Source organism: Neobacillus jeddahensis (assembly GCF_000612625.1).
Taxonomy (GTDB): Bacteria; Bacillota; Bacilli; order Bacillales; family Cytobacillaceae; genus Neobacillus; species Neobacillus jeddahensis.
The window spans coordinates 114,976-131,204 of record NZ_CCAS010000004.1; the positions used below are offsets into that span (position 1 = coordinate 114,976).

Sequence of the window (16,229 nt, forward strand, 5' to 3'; positions counted from 1 at the left end):
TGCTCAAAGATCATTTGGGCTACCTTTGTTTTACGTTTATAAGCTGTTTCATTACTGAATAAAGTCTGCTCGCTGAATCTGGAACACCTATTTTTTTTGCTTTTATTTTCATTTCCTTTAAAGTGTCTTGATTTAAGAGAATCCGATCAATGTGGTTCACTAGGCTTTTATGATTTAAGTCCTTCTCTAAAAGTAATTCAGCTGCACCATTATCACTTAATGACCGAGCGTTTTTCTCTTGATGATTATTTGTCACATACGGACTTGGAACGAGGATGCTTGGAATGCCCAGTGATGTTATTTCGGCAATGGTTGTAGCTCCTGCCCTTGAAACGACTAAATCAATTCCTGCGAGTACCTCTGGCATATTATGAACAAATGGTTTAATCACTACATTTTTCGGATTACCAATTAACTCTATTTCCTTTTTAACATCCTCAAAATGCACATCACCAGTAATATAAAGAATCTGATAAGGTTTTTCTGCCAATGCTGAGAAGGCTTTAACGACTGCCTCATTAATAGGTCTTGCCCCACGGCTGCCGCCAAAAATTAACACAGTCGGTTTGGTTGTACTAAGACCGGTCGACAAGCGTCCTTTAATTCCATCCTTACCAATCACTTCTGAGGCACGTGGGTTGCCTGTAAATACAACCTTATCGCTTGGGAAATATTCTTTTGCTTCATCAAAACAAATAGCTACTTTATTGACATATCTACTTAAAAATTTATTCGTAAGTCCCGGAACACTATTCTGTTCATGAACAATCGTTGGGATATGAAGCTGCGTAGCCGCATAGACTACTGGGCCACAAACATATCCGCCCGTCCCAATGACGATATCAGGATTAAATTCTTTAAGGATTCTCTTACTATCCCTTACACCTTTTAGAAATCGAAAAATGGTTTTAACATTTTCGAAGGAAATCTTTCTTTTAAATCCAGTGATATGAATGGATTGAAATGGAATATTTTCTCTCGAAACAAGTTTACTCTCTAAGCCATTTTTGGTACCTATGTATAGAAACTCCGCATCATTGTTCTCTTTTTGAATTTCTCTTATTAATGCGAGGGCAGGATAAATATGTCCGCCAGTCCCGCCGCCACTAACTACTATTTTCATTTTCTCACCTCTAAAAAGTTGCTAAACCTATTCTACTATAAAATCAAAAGTAAAAAAGCGAAAGAAAAAAGAATGTTATCTAAATGTAATGAAACCATAGATAAGATAAATATCATTTTGTTTCCTATAATAAATAAAAAGAACCCTGCACCGAACAGGGTATCCTTTTAAATCCTTGAATAACGGCTAATATTAAGAAGAACGCCAATGGCGACTAACATCAATGTTAACGAAGAGCCACCATAACTTAAGAAGGGCAATGTAATACCCGTCACTGGCATAAGTCCTGTTACAACACCGATATTAATCATAACTTGGATGGCTACCATGGCTATTATTCCTACCGCAAGGAAGCTGCCGTATAAGTCTGGAGCACCAAGTGCGATGCGGATTCCCCGCCATAACAATAATGCGAATAAAAGCAAGATGAATGAGCCGCCAATAAATCCTAATTCCTCCGATAGAATTGCAAAGATAAAATCCGTCTGTGGTTCTGGTAAATAAAAATACTTTTGACGGCTTTCACCAAGACCTAATCCAAATAATCCGCCAGGGCCAATCGCATAGAGTGATTGAATAATTTGAAAGCCACTTCCCAACGGATCCGACCACGGATCTAAAAATGAGGTAATTCGCTTTATCCGGTATGGAGCTGATGCAATCAAGCCTATGAATCCTCCGACTCCTAATAGTCCAAGGAAGACAAAATGTCGAATCCGAGCGCCTGCAATAAAAATCATCACAACACAAGTCCCCATCATTACGGTACCAGTACCCAAATCAGGCTGAAGCATGATCATGGCAAAGGCAATAAAGGCAAGACCTAGTGAAGGGACAAGCCCCTTTTTAAACGAAGTTATTACCTTTTGCCGCTCAGAAAGGTATTTCGCCAAAAACGAAATCATGGCTAGTTTCATAAATTCGGAGGGTTGAATCGAAAAAGCACCTACCCCGATCCAGCTTCTCGAACCATTGCGCACATTTCCAATTCCAGGAATCAAGACGAGAACTAGTAGGAAAAAACACACAATTAGAATCGTCTTCGCCCAAGTCCTCCATGTCCAGTAATTAATATTCATGATAAAAAACATGGCAGCAATTCCGACCCCTGCAAACAGGGTCTGCCTTTTTGCGAAGAAAAAGGCATCCTGAAATTTATATTCAGCCCAGATAGCACTTGCACTGTAAACCATTATGAGCCCGATTGCCAATAGCGTAAATGTTACAATCATTAAAATAAAATCAGGGGTTGTTCTCTTTGTCGGCACTACTATCCACCTCAACTACGAGTTTTAGGGCTTAGCAGAACCATAGGTGAGACAAGCCCTTACTTAAGCTTATGCACCGCTTCGATAAAAATGTCTCCCCTGACTTCAAAACTTTTATATTGATCCCAGCTTGCACAAGCAGGAGATAATAGAATGACGTCACCCGGTTCAGAGATACGGTATGCTTCAGGTACTGCCTTGTCAACATTATCGACACGACTGATTAATTTTATTCCAGCCATATGCCCAACCCGTTCAATCTTTGGTGCAGTTTGACCAAATGTTATTAAAGCTTTAACATTTTTCAAATAGGGAAGTAATTCATCAAATTCATTACCACGATCTAATCCTCCAGCAAGTAAAACCACTGATCCCTTAAAAGCTGTAATAGCCTTAATCGTAGCTAAACTATTCGTGGCCTTTGAATCGTTATAAAATTTCCTTCCATTTATTGCATCGACATATTGCAACCGGTGCCTGACACCAGTAAAGGTTCGGAGCACCTCTTGGATCGCGTTATTTTCTACCCCTGAGAGTTTAGCTGCTGCCATGGCGGACAAGATATTTTCGAGATTATGTACACCGGGTAGGGCTATTTCACTAATTTCCATTACCTTTTCATCTTGGAACATGATCCAGCCATCCCGAATAAACGCACCATCTGTCAGCTCACGCTTTGTTGAAAAAGGGATAATCTTCGCCTTAGAATGGCGAGCGATTTCCATTGTTTCTTCTTGGTCAGCATTGATAATTAAATATTCCAGTTCGGTCTGATTTTTCGTGATGTTCGCCTTAGCTGAAATGTATTCCTTTCTGGTGCCATGGTAATCTAAATGGGCATCATAGAGGTTGGTGATAATCGCTATTTTCGGATTAAAAGTTTCAATTCCCATTAGTTGAAATGAAGATAATTCAATAACAATCGTATTTTCCATTGTCGCTTCTTCCGCAACTCCAGAAGCAACGGTTCCAATATTACCAGCTACTAATGGCTGTTTTTTTCCTTCATTTAGCATTTCAAAGACAAGTGTTGTCGTGGTTGTTTTTCCATTCGTTCCTGTGACCCCAATAAACGGTGCTTCAGAAATTTGATAGGCAAGCTCCACTTCTGTTATAACAGGGATTCCTTTTTCAAGAGCTCCTTCAATCATGGGATTGTAATAGGGGATTCCTGGATTTTTCACAATAAGTTCGAACCCTTCATCAAGAAGTTCGATTGGGTGGCTCCCACATATCACTTTAATTCCTTGTTCTAATAAACCTTGAGCCTCGGGATTTTCCGATAATGGTTTCATATCATTAACTGTGACAAATGCTCCAAGCTTATGTAGTAGAGCAGCTGCAGTTACCCCACTTTTAGCCAAACCAAGGACAAGAATCTTTTTATGTTGATAAGTTTCAATCTGTTTCAATTACATCCACACCTCGATATAGATACCTAGTATCGCTAATATTAAACCCACACTCCAAAATGTAACGACAACTCTCCATTCCGACCATCCCACTAATTCATAATGATGATGTAAGGGACTCATACGGAAAATCCGTTTCCCAGTAGTTTTAAAAGAAGCTACCTGAAGAATAACGGATAATGTTTCAATAACAAAAACGCCGCCAATAATGATGAGCAAAATCTCTAATTTCGTTAAAATAGCAATGGCTGCAATGGCACCTCCCAGCGCCAAGGATCCAGTATCACCCATAAATACTTTTGCAGGATGGGCATTAAATACCAAAAACCCTAAAACGGCACCTACGACTGCAACCGAAAAAACCGCAATTTCAAACTCATTCTGATTCCAAGCCAAGACCGCAAATGCCCCAAACGCGATGGCCGCCGTTCCCGACAGCAGCCCATCAAGGCCATCAGTTAAGTTGACAGCATTAGAGAAGCCAACCAGCCAAAAGATAATTAAAAATACATAGGACCAACCTAAATCAAAGCTAAAATCCCCAAAAGGTAACGTAATCTCTGTAGATTGACCTGTATGTTTATAGATAAGATAAAAAATGACAGAAATAATAATTTGACCTAGGAGCTTTTGTTTAGACGTTAACCCTAAGTTTCGTTTTAATACAACCTTAATAAAATCATCTAAAAACCCTAGCAGTCCAAACCCAAATGTCACGAACAGAAGTAAAAACACAGAAACGGGGATTTCTTCTGAAAATTTCCCTATCATCACCAAGGTAGTAATAATAACAGAGAATAAAATCATTACACCGCCCATCGTCGGTGTTCCCGATTTTTTTTGATGTGATTTAGGACCTTCCTCCCTGATGCTTTGTCCAAATTTCAATCTTCTTAAGAAGGGAATAAAAATCGGAGACAGTAACACCGAAACCAAAAAGCCCATAATAATTGTGAAAAAAATAACTTGCTCCTTCATTTTATCCCCTCCTTTCCTTGTTATTCATCAGCTTATCAATTATGACAGCTATATCATATGTTTGTTTATTTTTATTAAGAAGCATTTTATTTGTTAATTTAAAGTTAGTTATTTCCATCTGTTTATTTGTATCTCCATCTATTTTTTTGCTATAAAGCATGATTAATTCTCTCATTGCATCTGCCAGATCATTTGTAAAAAAGATTGGAAATTGACTAGGTGTATATCGAGGAAGCTCTCTTTCTTGCTCCCAAATGGCAGCAATTGCTCCATTTGCTATTGCATCTAATAGCTCTCCGGATCCTTCATTCATTGGAATAAATAACCCTTTGGGCTGAACCGTTTGCGCATGATCTGTAACAGTATGAAACCACATATCATCCTGGATTCCCTTACTGTTATGAAATAAACCTGCCACATCTTGCAAAGCTAAAAACATACCTATCTCTCCTCAATTGCTTCCCTAGCTACAAGCCGATCATCAAAATCATGTACTTCCTTGCCAATAATTTGATAGGTTTCATGACCCTTACCAGCTATTAAAATAACATCACCCGTAGATGCCTGGCTCACCGCTGCCTGTATCGCCTTTTTCCGATCTGGTATCACTTGGTATGCGTCGCCCTGCACCCCTGCTTCCATTTCCTTCAATATCGCTAGTGGATCTTCACTTCTAGGATTATCCGACGTGAGAATAGTGTCTGTTGCAAAACGGCAAGCAATTTGCGCCATTAATGGCCGCTTCGTACGATCGCGATCACCACCACAGCCGACAATCACGAAAATTCTTTTCTCAGCTAAATGCTGAATCGTTTTCAACACATTTTCTAGACTGTCTGGTGTATGGGCATAGTCAACAATCACCGTGTAGTCTTGACCAGCATTGACAAGTTCAAATCTTCCTGATACCCCTTCAACACATTCAATTGAATGAATGATTTCCTCTAGTTCAATTCCAGATACTAATCCAGTAGCGATACTTGCTAATACATTATATACGCTAAACTTACCGATCAACTGCATATTGATGGGAAACTGTTCACCCTTTAAGACAAGATCAAATTTTGTGCCTCTCGGCGTCATTTTTATATTTTTCGCTTGAAGATCTGCATCTTGATCAATTCCGTATGTAACTACGTGCGCTGCAGTAGACCTCCTATACATTTCTGAGGCAGGATCATCTCCATTTAATATGGCGAATTTTGGTTTTTTATGGTCGAAGGCATTACCAAGCTGAGCAAATAATAAGCTTTTGGCGCGTTTATATTCCTCCATTGTTTTATGGTAGTCTAGGTGGTCTTGTGTTAGATTAGTGAACACAGCAACGTCATAATCACAGCCATGAACCCTCCCTAAATCAAGGGCATGAGAAGAGACTTCCATGACAGCCAAATTCACACCAGCATCTACCATCTGTTTAAACGTTTTTTGGAGTGTCAAGCTTTCCGGAGTGGTATTCTTAGCTTCAAATGTCTGATCCGCAATTTTCGTATACATCGTGCCAATCAGTCCTGTATTTTTCCCCACATCTGCGAATATTTTTTCAATTAAGTGACTGGTAGTCGTTTTCCCATTGGTACCGGTGATTCCAATTAAATGTAAGCCTTTCGTTGGCTGTCCATAAAAAGCGTCAGCGAGCACCGCCATTACTCTTGTTGTGTCATTAACGATTACCACAGGCACATCCACTGTTAACGGACGCTCGGCGAGAATCGCTACAGCCCCCTGTTTAACTGCGGATTCAGCAAAATCGTGGCCATCCACAGTGTAGCCTTTGATACAAATAAATAAGCTTCCATTTTGCACCTTACGGTTATCGTTTTCAATCGATGTAATTTCCGGATTTTCACCCATATAGGGTTGAATCGGATGCAAATACTCAAGTAGCTTTTGCAGCTTCATTTTCTCTCAAATCCTCTCATAACCGTACAAATCTATTTACCTCTAAAGGTCATCTTACGAAAGTTCCATCTTATTTTACATTAAAATAATTGATTTTGCTATTTAGTTATTAAAGCTTCATAAAATTTTAGGCGGCGGAAAACATTCCGGCCGCCTAAAATGATTGTTTTAGCTATTTTATTCACCTTTTCCAAAGTAAAGTCTAATTTTCGAACCCTCTTTCACCTTTGTTCCTGGTTTAGGTGATTGTCTAACCACGACATCCCCTTCCCCACTGGCATCAATTTTTAAATTAATTAGCTGCTCTTGTAATTCACTTTTTGACAAACCTACAAAGTCTGGTAAGGTCAATAATGGAGAGTCTGGCCATTTTACCTTTTTCTCAATTTGGTCCTTCCGTGGCTCAACATCTAGGGCACTTAAACCATCCTTAATAATATTCCCAACGATTGGAGCACTTACTGTTCCACCAAAAGCCGTTACCCCTTTGGGATTATCAACAGCAACATAGACGACAATCTGAGGATCGTCTGCTGGGGCAAAACCAACAAAGGATACGATATAATTATTTTCTAAATATCTTCCGTTTTGCGCCTTTTGGGCGGTTCCTGTTTTTCCCCCGACCCGATACCCTTCAACAAATGCCTTCCCACCTGTTCCTTGAGCAACCACACTTTCAAGGGCTTGGCGAATTTGTTTAGAGGTATCCTCCGTAATCACTCGTCTTTTTTCAACCGGGGTATTTCTCATCACCACTTCTTTCGTAACAGGATCAATTAACTCTTTGGCGATATAGGGCTTGTATAATATCCCTCCATTTATTGCCGCAGATACAGCCGTAACCTGTTGGATGGGGGTTACCGAAACCCCTTGTCCAAAAGCAGTCGTTGCTTGCTCAACAGGCCCTACCCGATTCATATTGAATAAGATCCCTGTTCCCTCTCCTTGCAAATCAATACCTGTTTTTTGACCAAAGCCAAAATCCTTAATATATTTAAACAACTTATCTTTCCCTAACCGTTCTCCAAGCTCCACGAAACCAGGGTTACATGAGTTTTGGACCACTTCTAAGAACGTCTGGTCACCATGTCCTCCCCTTTTCCAACATTTCAACCTTGCTCCAGCTACCTGGACCGAACCTGAATCATGAAAATGATCATTTTCCAAGTCAACTTTGCCTTCATTTAGTGCTGCGGCCAGAGTGATAATTTTAAAAGTAGAGCCTGGCTCATAGGTTGACCATACAGGGAGATTTCGATTATATACCTCTTGTGGGACATTTTGAAAATTAGCTGGATCAAATGTTGGACGACTCGACATCCCTAAAATTTCACCGTTGTTTGGGTTCATCGCAATGGCAACCATACCATCTGGATTATATTTCGCCGCAGCAATGTCCAGTTCTCTTTCCATTATTGTTTGTATTTTCGAATCGATTGTGAGTTTTAAATCTAACCCCTTAACAGGCTGTTCATAATCATCTGCCATTTGGTTCATTCTTTCACCTTTGGCATTGGCATAAAATTTAACTGCTCCTCGTTCACCACTTAATTCCTTATCATAGTATTGCTCAAGTCCCATCAACCCTTGGTTATCGATACCAGTGAACCCAAGCACATGCGAAAGATAGCTCCCATTTGGATAATGCCGTTTGGAATCTTCACCAATATAGACGCCATCAAGGCCAAGTGCCCTAATTTCTTTTGCCTTTTCATGTGATATTTTTCTGCCTTCTTTAATCCTTACCGACGATGCACTTTTGGTAATTTCTCGGTAGGCTTTGTCTTTAGGCATATTCAACACCGTTGCCAGTTTTTCTGCAGTGGTTGCCGGATCTTTTATTTGCTTAGGAATGACATAAACAGTTGGAGCACTAATATTTGTTGCTAAAGCTACTCCATTACGGTCCACAATTTGTCCTCGCTCAGGTTCAAAAGGGATATTCCGACTCCACAAACCTTTTGCACTGTCAGTCAGCGTATCACCAAGGACAAATTGGACATATCCTAGACGCACATCAATAATTAAGAAGGTTAGGAACCCAACAAATAGTGCAATCATTAGCCGTTTTCGGACAGTTACATTAGAAACACGCATACAATGAATGATCCTCCTTTATCCTGCATTCATTAAATATTATCGTTCATTTATATGCCTGTACTTTTTCAAATAGAACGTCCATACTAGACCAAAAACAGGAAAAATCCCGCTTATCAAGCGGGATTCCTCGTTAATCTTGCGCCATTCCTTCGCTGCCTTCCTCAGCGCCATCATCTTTTGCATTCTTATCTTCGTCGTTCCATTGTTCTTCTGGAGATTTTAAATTAACAATCAGAAAATCACCTTTGTGCAAGAGAGCGCCCGATTTTATATTTTGCTGAGTGACAAACCCTTTGCCTTTAGAACTTAATTTTAACTCTGCTAGGTTAGATACTTTCATAACATCTCTAAGCGACCATCCAGTCATATCTGGTGCGGTTAAATCCCCATCTGTTTGGATGACCACCTTTTCACCTTCTAAAATGGTTGTCCCCGCTTTAGGCAGTTGCCCCACTACTTTTGTACCGCCCCCGAGCACAACGGTTTCGAAGTTTTGTTCTTTAAGCTGATTCACTACTTCTTCTACCGATTGGTCTTTAAGATTCGGCAATTTATTTTTTTCTGTCTTTTCCAGAACCGTTGGCTGGATGTTTAAATAGTGGAGGCTATTTTTCATGACAGGATTAAATATAGCTGAAACCGGAATGGCCCCCTGACCAGCATCCAGGCCTTTCAGTTCAGGCTGTTGAACAGCTACATAAACAATTAATTCCGGATCGTCTTTAGGTGCCATCCCTAGAAAAGAAAAGATATAATTGTTTGCTCCAGATAAATATTTACCATTAGGACCTGGAATGTTTGCTGTCCCTGTTTTACCTGCTACACTATATCCATCAATCTTGTAGCGGCCCCCAGTACCTTTAGGCGAGGTAACGACTGTTTCCAAAATATCTCGAACCTCTTTCGCTGTTTCAGAAGAAATCGGCGTTGAAACAACCTCCGGCGAAATCTTCTCGATTGTCTTCCCTGAATCATGATTAACTATTTTCTCTAAGACATGCGGCTTCATCATTTTGCCATTGTTCGCGATAGCTGTAGCCGCTTGTATTTGTTGGATTGGTGTAATCGCTGTACCCTGACCATAAGCAGTGGTAATTTTTTCAATCGGATAGGTAAATTGAATTTTCCCAGATGTCTCATTTGGAAGTTCAATCCCAGTTGGCTTATCAAAACCAAATTTCGTTAAATATTCCCTGAACCTTTCAAACCCTAACTTTTCCTTTGCAATTCTTGCAAAGGCCGTATTCGAAGATCGTTGGACACCTTCAAGAAAAGTGATTGTCCCCCAGCCCGACCCATTATGGTCATGGATCGCTTGATCCTTATCCGTTACCTTATAGGATCCAGATTGGTAGGTTTCATTCGGATTAAATACCTTTTCTTGGACAGCTGCAGCCAAGGTAAAGATTTTCATCGTTGAACCTGGTTCAAAGGAAGTTTCAACTGCTTCATTATGCCAGCTTTTTTCAATGCCTTCTTTTGTCTTCGGTTGAAACGATGGCCGTTGCCCCATTGCCAGTATTTCCCCGGTTTTCGGGTCTGCAACAACGGCAATAATTTTTTTCGGGTTATATTCCTTTGCAACATTATCCATCGCATCTTCTAAAAAGGTTTGAATCTTTTGATCAATGGTCAAATACACATCATGTCCATTTTGTGCAGCCGTAATTTTTTCCTTTCCATCAGGCAGGATATACCCCCACAAATCACTCTCATAATTAATTGTGCCATTTTTTCCAGTTAACTCATCATTATATTCTTGCTCAATCCCCATTTTCCCAACAGATTTAAACGTTTCATCTTTTTGTTCAATCTTGTCAGCATAGCCAACGACATGGGAAGCAAATATTCCGTTTGGATAAAAGCGTTTGGAATCTCGGGAAAAAGTAATCCCAGGGAGCTCTAATTTTTCTATTTTTGTCTTCGTTTCATAGGAAATATCCTTTCCTGCCTTACTGAATTCGACCTGAAATTTGTCATTTTTCATTCCGTCCGATAGAATCCGATAAATTTCTGATTCATCCATTTTAATGTACTTAGCAAGTTCTTGTGCTGTTTTTTTAGCATCCTTAACATGATGTGGTTTCTTTGGATCTGTTGTCATCCTTTTATCCAAAATTGCAATAAGCTTATAAGAGGCTGTATCTTCCGCAACCACTACACCGTTTCGATCATAAATGTTTCCCCTCGTAGCCAGAAGCGTCCCCTCCCGTCCATATTTCTGCTGGGCCTTTGCAGCAAGGGGCTGGCCGCTAACTTCTCCAGTGATTTGAATGGAAAAATACCTACAAAGTAATACAAAAAAGAGCAAGCCGAATAGTCCAAATAAAAAGGCTGCTCCTACATTCATATATGGCTGTTTCTTATTCATCTCTACTCCACAACCTTGACCTTATTTTCATCCACAAATAGACCCATTTTCTTTGCCTTTTCAAAAATTCGGTCATATGAACTTAACTCGCTTACCTGAACTTTCAGATCACCGTTGACCTTTTGTTGTTCATCAATCTTTGTCTCCATTGTTTGGATATCCTTGTTTACTTCGTATATTCTAGACTGATTTGAAATAAGATGAACCGCTCCGAAACAGACAAACCCAGCAAATACGACACCGATAATTTTTTCCCCTGGAGTGAGCCAGGACTTTTTAATTTTAACTTGACTTTTGATTTGAACTGACTGTTCTCCCTGTTGCTGTTGTTCTAAATATTCCCTGGCAAGATTACCCAAACGTTTCCCCTCCAGCTTTTTTTTGGACCTCAGCCTCCTAGTTAAGAGGCTGAAGCATTTTTATAGTTTCTCTGCAATTCTAAGCTTTGCAGACCGAGCGCGATTATTTTGTTCTAATTCTTCTTCAGAAGGAAGAATTGGTTTACGTGATACTAGCTTTAAAATAGGCTTATACTCATCTGGGATGATAGGTAACCCATGAGGTAATTCAGGGATTTCACTCGCCTTCTTAAACGTAGCCTTACAAATTCTGTCCTCCAAGGAGTGAAAGGTGATCACGCTGATTCTACCATTACAATTTAATAGTTCAATCGCTTGATTTAACGATTTTTCAAATACGGCTAATTCATCATTTACAGCTATTCTAACTGCTTGAAAGATTCGCTTTGCCGGATGTCCTCCCTTTCTTCTTGCCGGTGCGGGAATACCATCCTTGATTAATTCAACCAATTCAAATGTTGTTTCGATTGGTTTTATTTCGCGTGCTGCCTCAATTTTTCGTGCAATTTGTTTTGAAAATTTCTCCTCACCATAGCGAAAAAAGATCCTCACCAAATCCTCATATGCCCAATGATTAATGACATCGTAGGCAGAGATGTCTGCTTCATTATCCATTCTCATATCGAGCGGGGCATCATGATGATAACTAAAGCCTCTTTCTGGCGTATCTAGCTGCGGCGATGAAACACCAAGATCATAAAGAACTCCATCTACTTTATCAATCCCTCGAGATTCAAGTTCTTCTTTAAGATTTAAAAAATTGCTTTTAATTATTTCTAGTCGATTTCCATATTCAGCTAACTTCACTTTAGCATTCGCAATTGCTGTTTCATCTTGATCAAAGGCATATAGTTTACCGCCTTCGCCTAGTCTCGAAAGAATAAGAGAACTATGACCCGCACCGCCTAAAGTACAATCGACATAAATCCCATCTGACTTAATATTCAATCCGTCAACAGCTTCATTTAATAACACAGTTGTATGTTCAAACATTTACGTACCTTCCTTTTCCAATCGAACGATATATGAGAAAATATATTAATATAACTTTCCCATTATATATCAAAGCCAATCATATTTTCTGCTATTTCGGCAAAAGATTCTTCAGACTGTGTAAAATATTCTTCCCAAATCTGTTTGCTCCAAATTTCAATTCGATTGGAAACACCTAAAATCACACATTCTTTTTCCAACTTTGCATATTGCAAAAGTGGTGCAGGAATATTGACTCTTCCTTGTTTATCTAGTTCACTCTCTGTTGCGCCTGAAAAGAAGAATCGAGTAAAAGCACGGGCGTCTTTTTTGGTCAGAGGTAAGCCTTTTAGTTTTTCTTCAATAAGCCCCCACTCTGATACTGGGTAACCAAACAAACATTGATCCAATCCACGTGTAATGATAAACATGTCGCCAAGATCGTCACGGAATTTGGATGGCACAATCAATCGGCCTTTACTATCAATGCTGTGATGGTACTCACCCATGAACATACCCATTACCCCCACTTTCTATTAAAAATGTACCACATTCCCCCACTTTCCACCACCTATTTTTTAACTATTCGCCCCCTTTTCATTAAAATCCTTTTTTATAACTAGTTTTTTGGTAAAAAAAAGAAAAACTTCACATCGAGTGAAGTTTTTCTATATTTTCATAACCTTATGGCGGCCATCAAATTCAAAATTGCCAGCCATAATATTATCCATAAAGTTTAAACCATATTGATTTAAATAATAAAATATATTCCACACGCGCTCCTGCGGGAATCCATCTGGCCTTAAAGCAAGATCGACACGGTCATATTTCTTAAGTAAAACGTCGTGTTTCAACTTAACAGTTTCTTCAAGTTTTGATTTCAAGAAATTAATCTCTTTTAAGACATAATTTTCATTTTTCTTCAGCAACGGCAACAGCGCAGGGTTAAGCTGTTCAGTTTTAACCTCAATCTGTTGGTATTGCTTGCTTACCTGTTCGATTGTACTTGAAAATAATTGTTCTATTTCTTTATCTTTAATTGTTTCTAAAAATGCCTTCCTTTCCTTCTCAGTACCGTTCATTAAGACATTAGTCAGGTCCAACAGCAATTCTGTAATGTCTGTTTCAATCGAACGATCTAAAAAGGTAATATTTAAGCGTGGGACAATTGGCGGCATTTGGATTTGAAAATGTTCGAACACAAGTTTAAGCTCAGCCCAATAAGAGATCTCTCCTGGACCTGCAATAAAACCAATTGTCGGAAACAGCCATTCTTGCATGAGGGGACGTGTCACCACATTATTACTTAATAAGGCTGGATTCTCGTCTACGAGCACCATTAATTCTTCTTTCGAGAAAGATACAGCACCACTTTTCCCCACAAATCGATTTGTTACAGGATCAAACTCAAGCAAAATCCGATCATTACTTTTTTGGTCATAATAAAAGAGATTTGCCGCTGTTTCACTTGCTTCAATTGTTATCGGAAATCCTTTTTTCTCAATTAGCTTTTGTTGCTCTAATAAAGAAAAAGTTATCGCATCATGGTGACCAATTTGTTCTTTAAAGAATCCCTTTTGTAACAAGCGAAATTCCTTGTTTCCAGAATCCACAATTAATAGCCCCTGATCCTTAAATAACTCCATGATAATATTCGCAAAGAAGTCTACAAAGGTAGCTGATTTAACAATTTGTGCTTCAGCAAACGCTAACAGGTTATTCGTATGTTCCGTTTCGCCAAAATTCTCGATAACATTTTCGACCCATGAGAGACAAAGGTCTTTGTTCAGCTGAATATCGGACACCATTCTTTTTTGCAAGACTTTTTCTGGGTATGCCCATTTATCCACTTTCCCTTTGGCAGGCACAAACACATGATTCACTTCTTGAAAATCATGGTCTTCACCGGCAATCCAAAAAACTGGAACAACAGGAATTCCTAACTGACGCTCTTTTTGTTCCGCTAATTTAATAATCGAAATGACTTTATGTATAGAATATAACGGTCCTGTCAGGATTCCTGCCTGCTGACCACCGATAACAACAACGCTATTATTTGATTTTAATTTTTCTAGTGATTTCTTTACAGCCTCTGAAGATGGAAATCGTTCCATAAAGCCCTCAATGTGAGCAGCAACCTCCATTCGGGGAAACTGTCTGTTGCTAAGTTCAGCTATTCTTTTCATATCTTCTTGTAAATGATTATAACGATAATGAAAAAAAGGCTGGATATCAGCAGATTGTTCCAAGTAATTCGAAGCAAACCGATTAGTTGCTGGTAAAGAGAGATTTAGAATCTCCATTCATGTACATCCTTTCTGATCAACCAGATTCATTCTTTTAAGAGTATACCACTTCCTACCCTATTTAAAGAAAATTTTTGCTTCAAATTAAGAGGAAAAAGAAAAGGTGATGGCCCGAGAAACTAAACCATAAAAGGTTAGGGTGATATAGGCAAGAAAAAATAAAATAAAACTAAAACGCCAAAAGCCTTTTAAAACCTTTTTCATAACAATTTCTTCTCTTACTTTCCAATGGACAAACACAAACATCATTGCAACAAGTATCATGATTAATAATATGAACCCAAATAATGATTTTCCCAATAGCGTAATGATTAAAAAATGTACAGAAATAATAAATAAGATGGTTGTATAGTCCAATGCCTTAAGGAGCGAAACCCGCGTATTTTTTGTGATTAATTTTATTACCAAAAAGACAAGAACAGAACCTAAGAATGGTATGGTAAAAAAAAACGTTAAAATAGCAGAGATAAGAGTACTCATTGAAACTCCTCCCCGGCTATTTCTTTTCCTTTTACCATATAATATAGATTTTCTATTTGTGGTGCCTTCTTTCCCTGAAGAATCGCTTCATCCAATAAAAACCCTAATATAGCATCTACTTCTGTTTTTCTGTTTGCTTCAATGTCTTTTAGCATCGAGGATCGATTATTTGCTGTTTTCTTACAAATATCCACCACTACTTGGATCTTTTCCTCTGGTTGATCTAGGTTTAAAATATAGGAAATTTCCGTAAAAATTTGTTTTACGACATGAAAATAACTTGTATTTTCAATTAAGTCCCCATTTTTCACTTGAAGGATCGCTGTTAATGGATTAATGACGGCATTGACCATCAATTTATTCACAAGCATGCCATAATAATCTCTTTGAACTACAATTGGAAATTCATTTGAGATCTTCGTTGCAAATTGTCGTAAAAACAGTTCATCGCCACTAAAAACAGCAACATTCGTAACACCCTCACCATTATGGCTAACTGTAAATGAATTTTCTTTAAGTGCTCCATGTTCAATTGAACCTACATATACATTTGTTCTCTTGATTTCTTTTAACAGTTTCAAATGCCCCATCCCATTTTGTAAAAATAATAGGTTAGGAATGGCTGATAGTCGGTTTATTTTCTCGATGATTAACGGAAGCTGATATTGTTTAACAGCCACTATAGTTAGATCTTCTACTCCCTTCCATTCCGTTATGGGCAGAGCCTTAACAAAAGAAGTTCTTTTTTCGGTCCCTTTTAGTAGTAAAATACCCGTTTCATTTATTTCAGCTGCTTGCTTTGATGTTTTGGTATAAATGATTACATCATAAATTTTGCTTATGTAGGCAGCATATAATAATCCAATGGAGCCCGCCCCGATAATCCCGACCTTCATGTTAACCCCTCATTTATCAAATTAATTCTGTTATTGCATGTAGAATTTCCGTCTTCGTTAAT

General features: G+C 38.7%; 14 protein-coding genes. All 14 read right to left on the minus strand.

Annotated elements, in window-relative coordinates:
* Positions 1–19: 19 nt before the first annotated feature.
* The gene (gene murG / locus TY15_RS03095; RefSeq protein WP_040204858.1) at positions 20–1,123 is read right to left on the minus strand and encodes an undecaprenyldiphospho-muramoylpentapeptide beta-N-acetylglucosaminyltransferase; all 1,104 of its coding nucleotides are present in this window, start codon (positions 1,121–1,123) and stop codon (positions 20–22) included.
* A gap of 167 nt (positions 1,124–1,290) precedes the next feature.
* A complete protein-coding gene (gene spoVE, locus TY15_RS03100; RefSeq protein WP_040204856.1) occupies positions 1,291–2,391 on the minus strand; it encodes a stage V sporulation protein E in 1,101 nt (366 codons plus the stop codon).
* 59 nt (positions 2,392–2,450) lie between these two features.
* On the minus strand, positions 2,451–3,803 hold the full coding sequence (gene murD / locus TY15_RS03105) for a UDP-N-acetylmuramoyl-L-alanine--D-glutamate ligase (RefSeq protein ID WP_040204855.1): 1,353 nt from the start codon (positions 3,801–3,803) through the stop codon (positions 2,451–2,453).
* On the minus strand, positions 3,804–4,781 hold the full coding sequence (mraY, locus tag TY15_RS03110; RefSeq protein WP_040204854.1) for a phospho-N-acetylmuramoyl-pentapeptide-transferase: 978 nt from the start codon (positions 4,779–4,781) through the stop codon (positions 3,804–3,806).
* Position 4,782: 1 nt separating this feature from the next.
* Positions 4,783–5,220 carry a hypothetical protein gene (locus TY15_RS03115; protein ID WP_040204852.1) on the minus strand — a complete coding sequence of 146 codons (438 nt, stop codon included), beginning with the start codon at positions 5,218–5,220 and terminating at the stop codon, positions 4,783–4,785.
* A gap of 2 nt (positions 5,221–5,222) precedes the next feature.
* Positions 5,223–6,683 carry a UDP-N-acetylmuramoyl-L-alanyl-D-glutamate--2,6-diaminopimelate ligase gene (locus TY15_RS03120; protein WP_040204850.1) on the minus strand — a complete coding sequence of 487 codons (1,461 nt, stop codon included), beginning with the start codon at positions 6,681–6,683 and terminating at the stop codon, positions 5,223–5,225.
* A gap of 177 nt (positions 6,684–6,860) precedes the next feature.
* Positions 6,861–8,780, minus strand: coding sequence for a stage V sporulation protein D (locus TY15_RS03125; RefSeq protein ID WP_040204849.1), 1,920 nt, complete (start codon positions 8,778–8,780; stop codon positions 6,861–6,863).
* A gap of 133 nt (positions 8,781–8,913) precedes the next feature.
* Positions 8,914–11,154, minus strand: coding sequence for a penicillin-binding protein (locus TY15_RS03130; RefSeq protein ID WP_040204847.1), 2,241 nt, complete (start codon positions 11,152–11,154; stop codon positions 8,914–8,916).
* Between the two features lie 2 nt (positions 11,155–11,156).
* Positions 11,157–11,513, minus strand: a complete 357-nt coding sequence (ftsL, locus tag TY15_RS03135) for a cell division protein FtsL (protein WP_040204846.1) — start codon at positions 11,511–11,513, stop codon at positions 11,157–11,159.
* Between the two features lie 60 nt (positions 11,514–11,573).
* On the minus strand, positions 11,574–12,506 hold the full coding sequence (rsmH, locus tag TY15_RS03140) for a 16S rRNA (cytosine(1402)-N(4))-methyltransferase RsmH (RefSeq protein ID WP_040204844.1): 933 nt from the start codon (positions 12,504–12,506) through the stop codon (positions 11,574–11,576).
* 62 nt (positions 12,507–12,568) lie between these two features.
* The gene (mraZ, locus tag TY15_RS03145; RefSeq protein ID WP_040204842.1) at positions 12,569–13,000 is read right to left on the minus strand and encodes a division/cell wall cluster transcriptional repressor MraZ; all 432 of its coding nucleotides are present in this window, start codon (positions 12,998–13,000) and stop codon (positions 12,569–12,571) included.
* A gap of 153 nt (positions 13,001–13,153) precedes the next feature.
* Positions 13,154–14,788: a bacillithiol biosynthesis cysteine-adding enzyme BshC gene (gene bshC / locus TY15_RS03150; RefSeq protein ID WP_040204841.1), complete on the minus strand. Its 1,635-nt coding sequence runs from the start codon at positions 14,786–14,788 to the stop codon at positions 13,154–13,156.
* Between the two features lie 87 nt (positions 14,789–14,875).
* Positions 14,876–15,271: a DUF3397 domain-containing protein gene (locus TY15_RS03155; RefSeq protein WP_040204840.1), complete on the minus strand. Its 396-nt coding sequence runs from the start codon at positions 15,269–15,271 to the stop codon at positions 14,876–14,878.
* Positions 15,268–16,167, minus strand: a complete 900-nt coding sequence (locus tag TY15_RS03160; protein WP_040204839.1) for a 2-dehydropantoate 2-reductase — start codon at positions 16,165–16,167, stop codon at positions 15,268–15,270. The genes TY15_RS03155 and TY15_RS03160 overlap by 4 nt, the downstream gene beginning before the upstream one ends.
* Between the last annotated feature and the right edge of the window lie 62 nt (positions 16,168–16,229).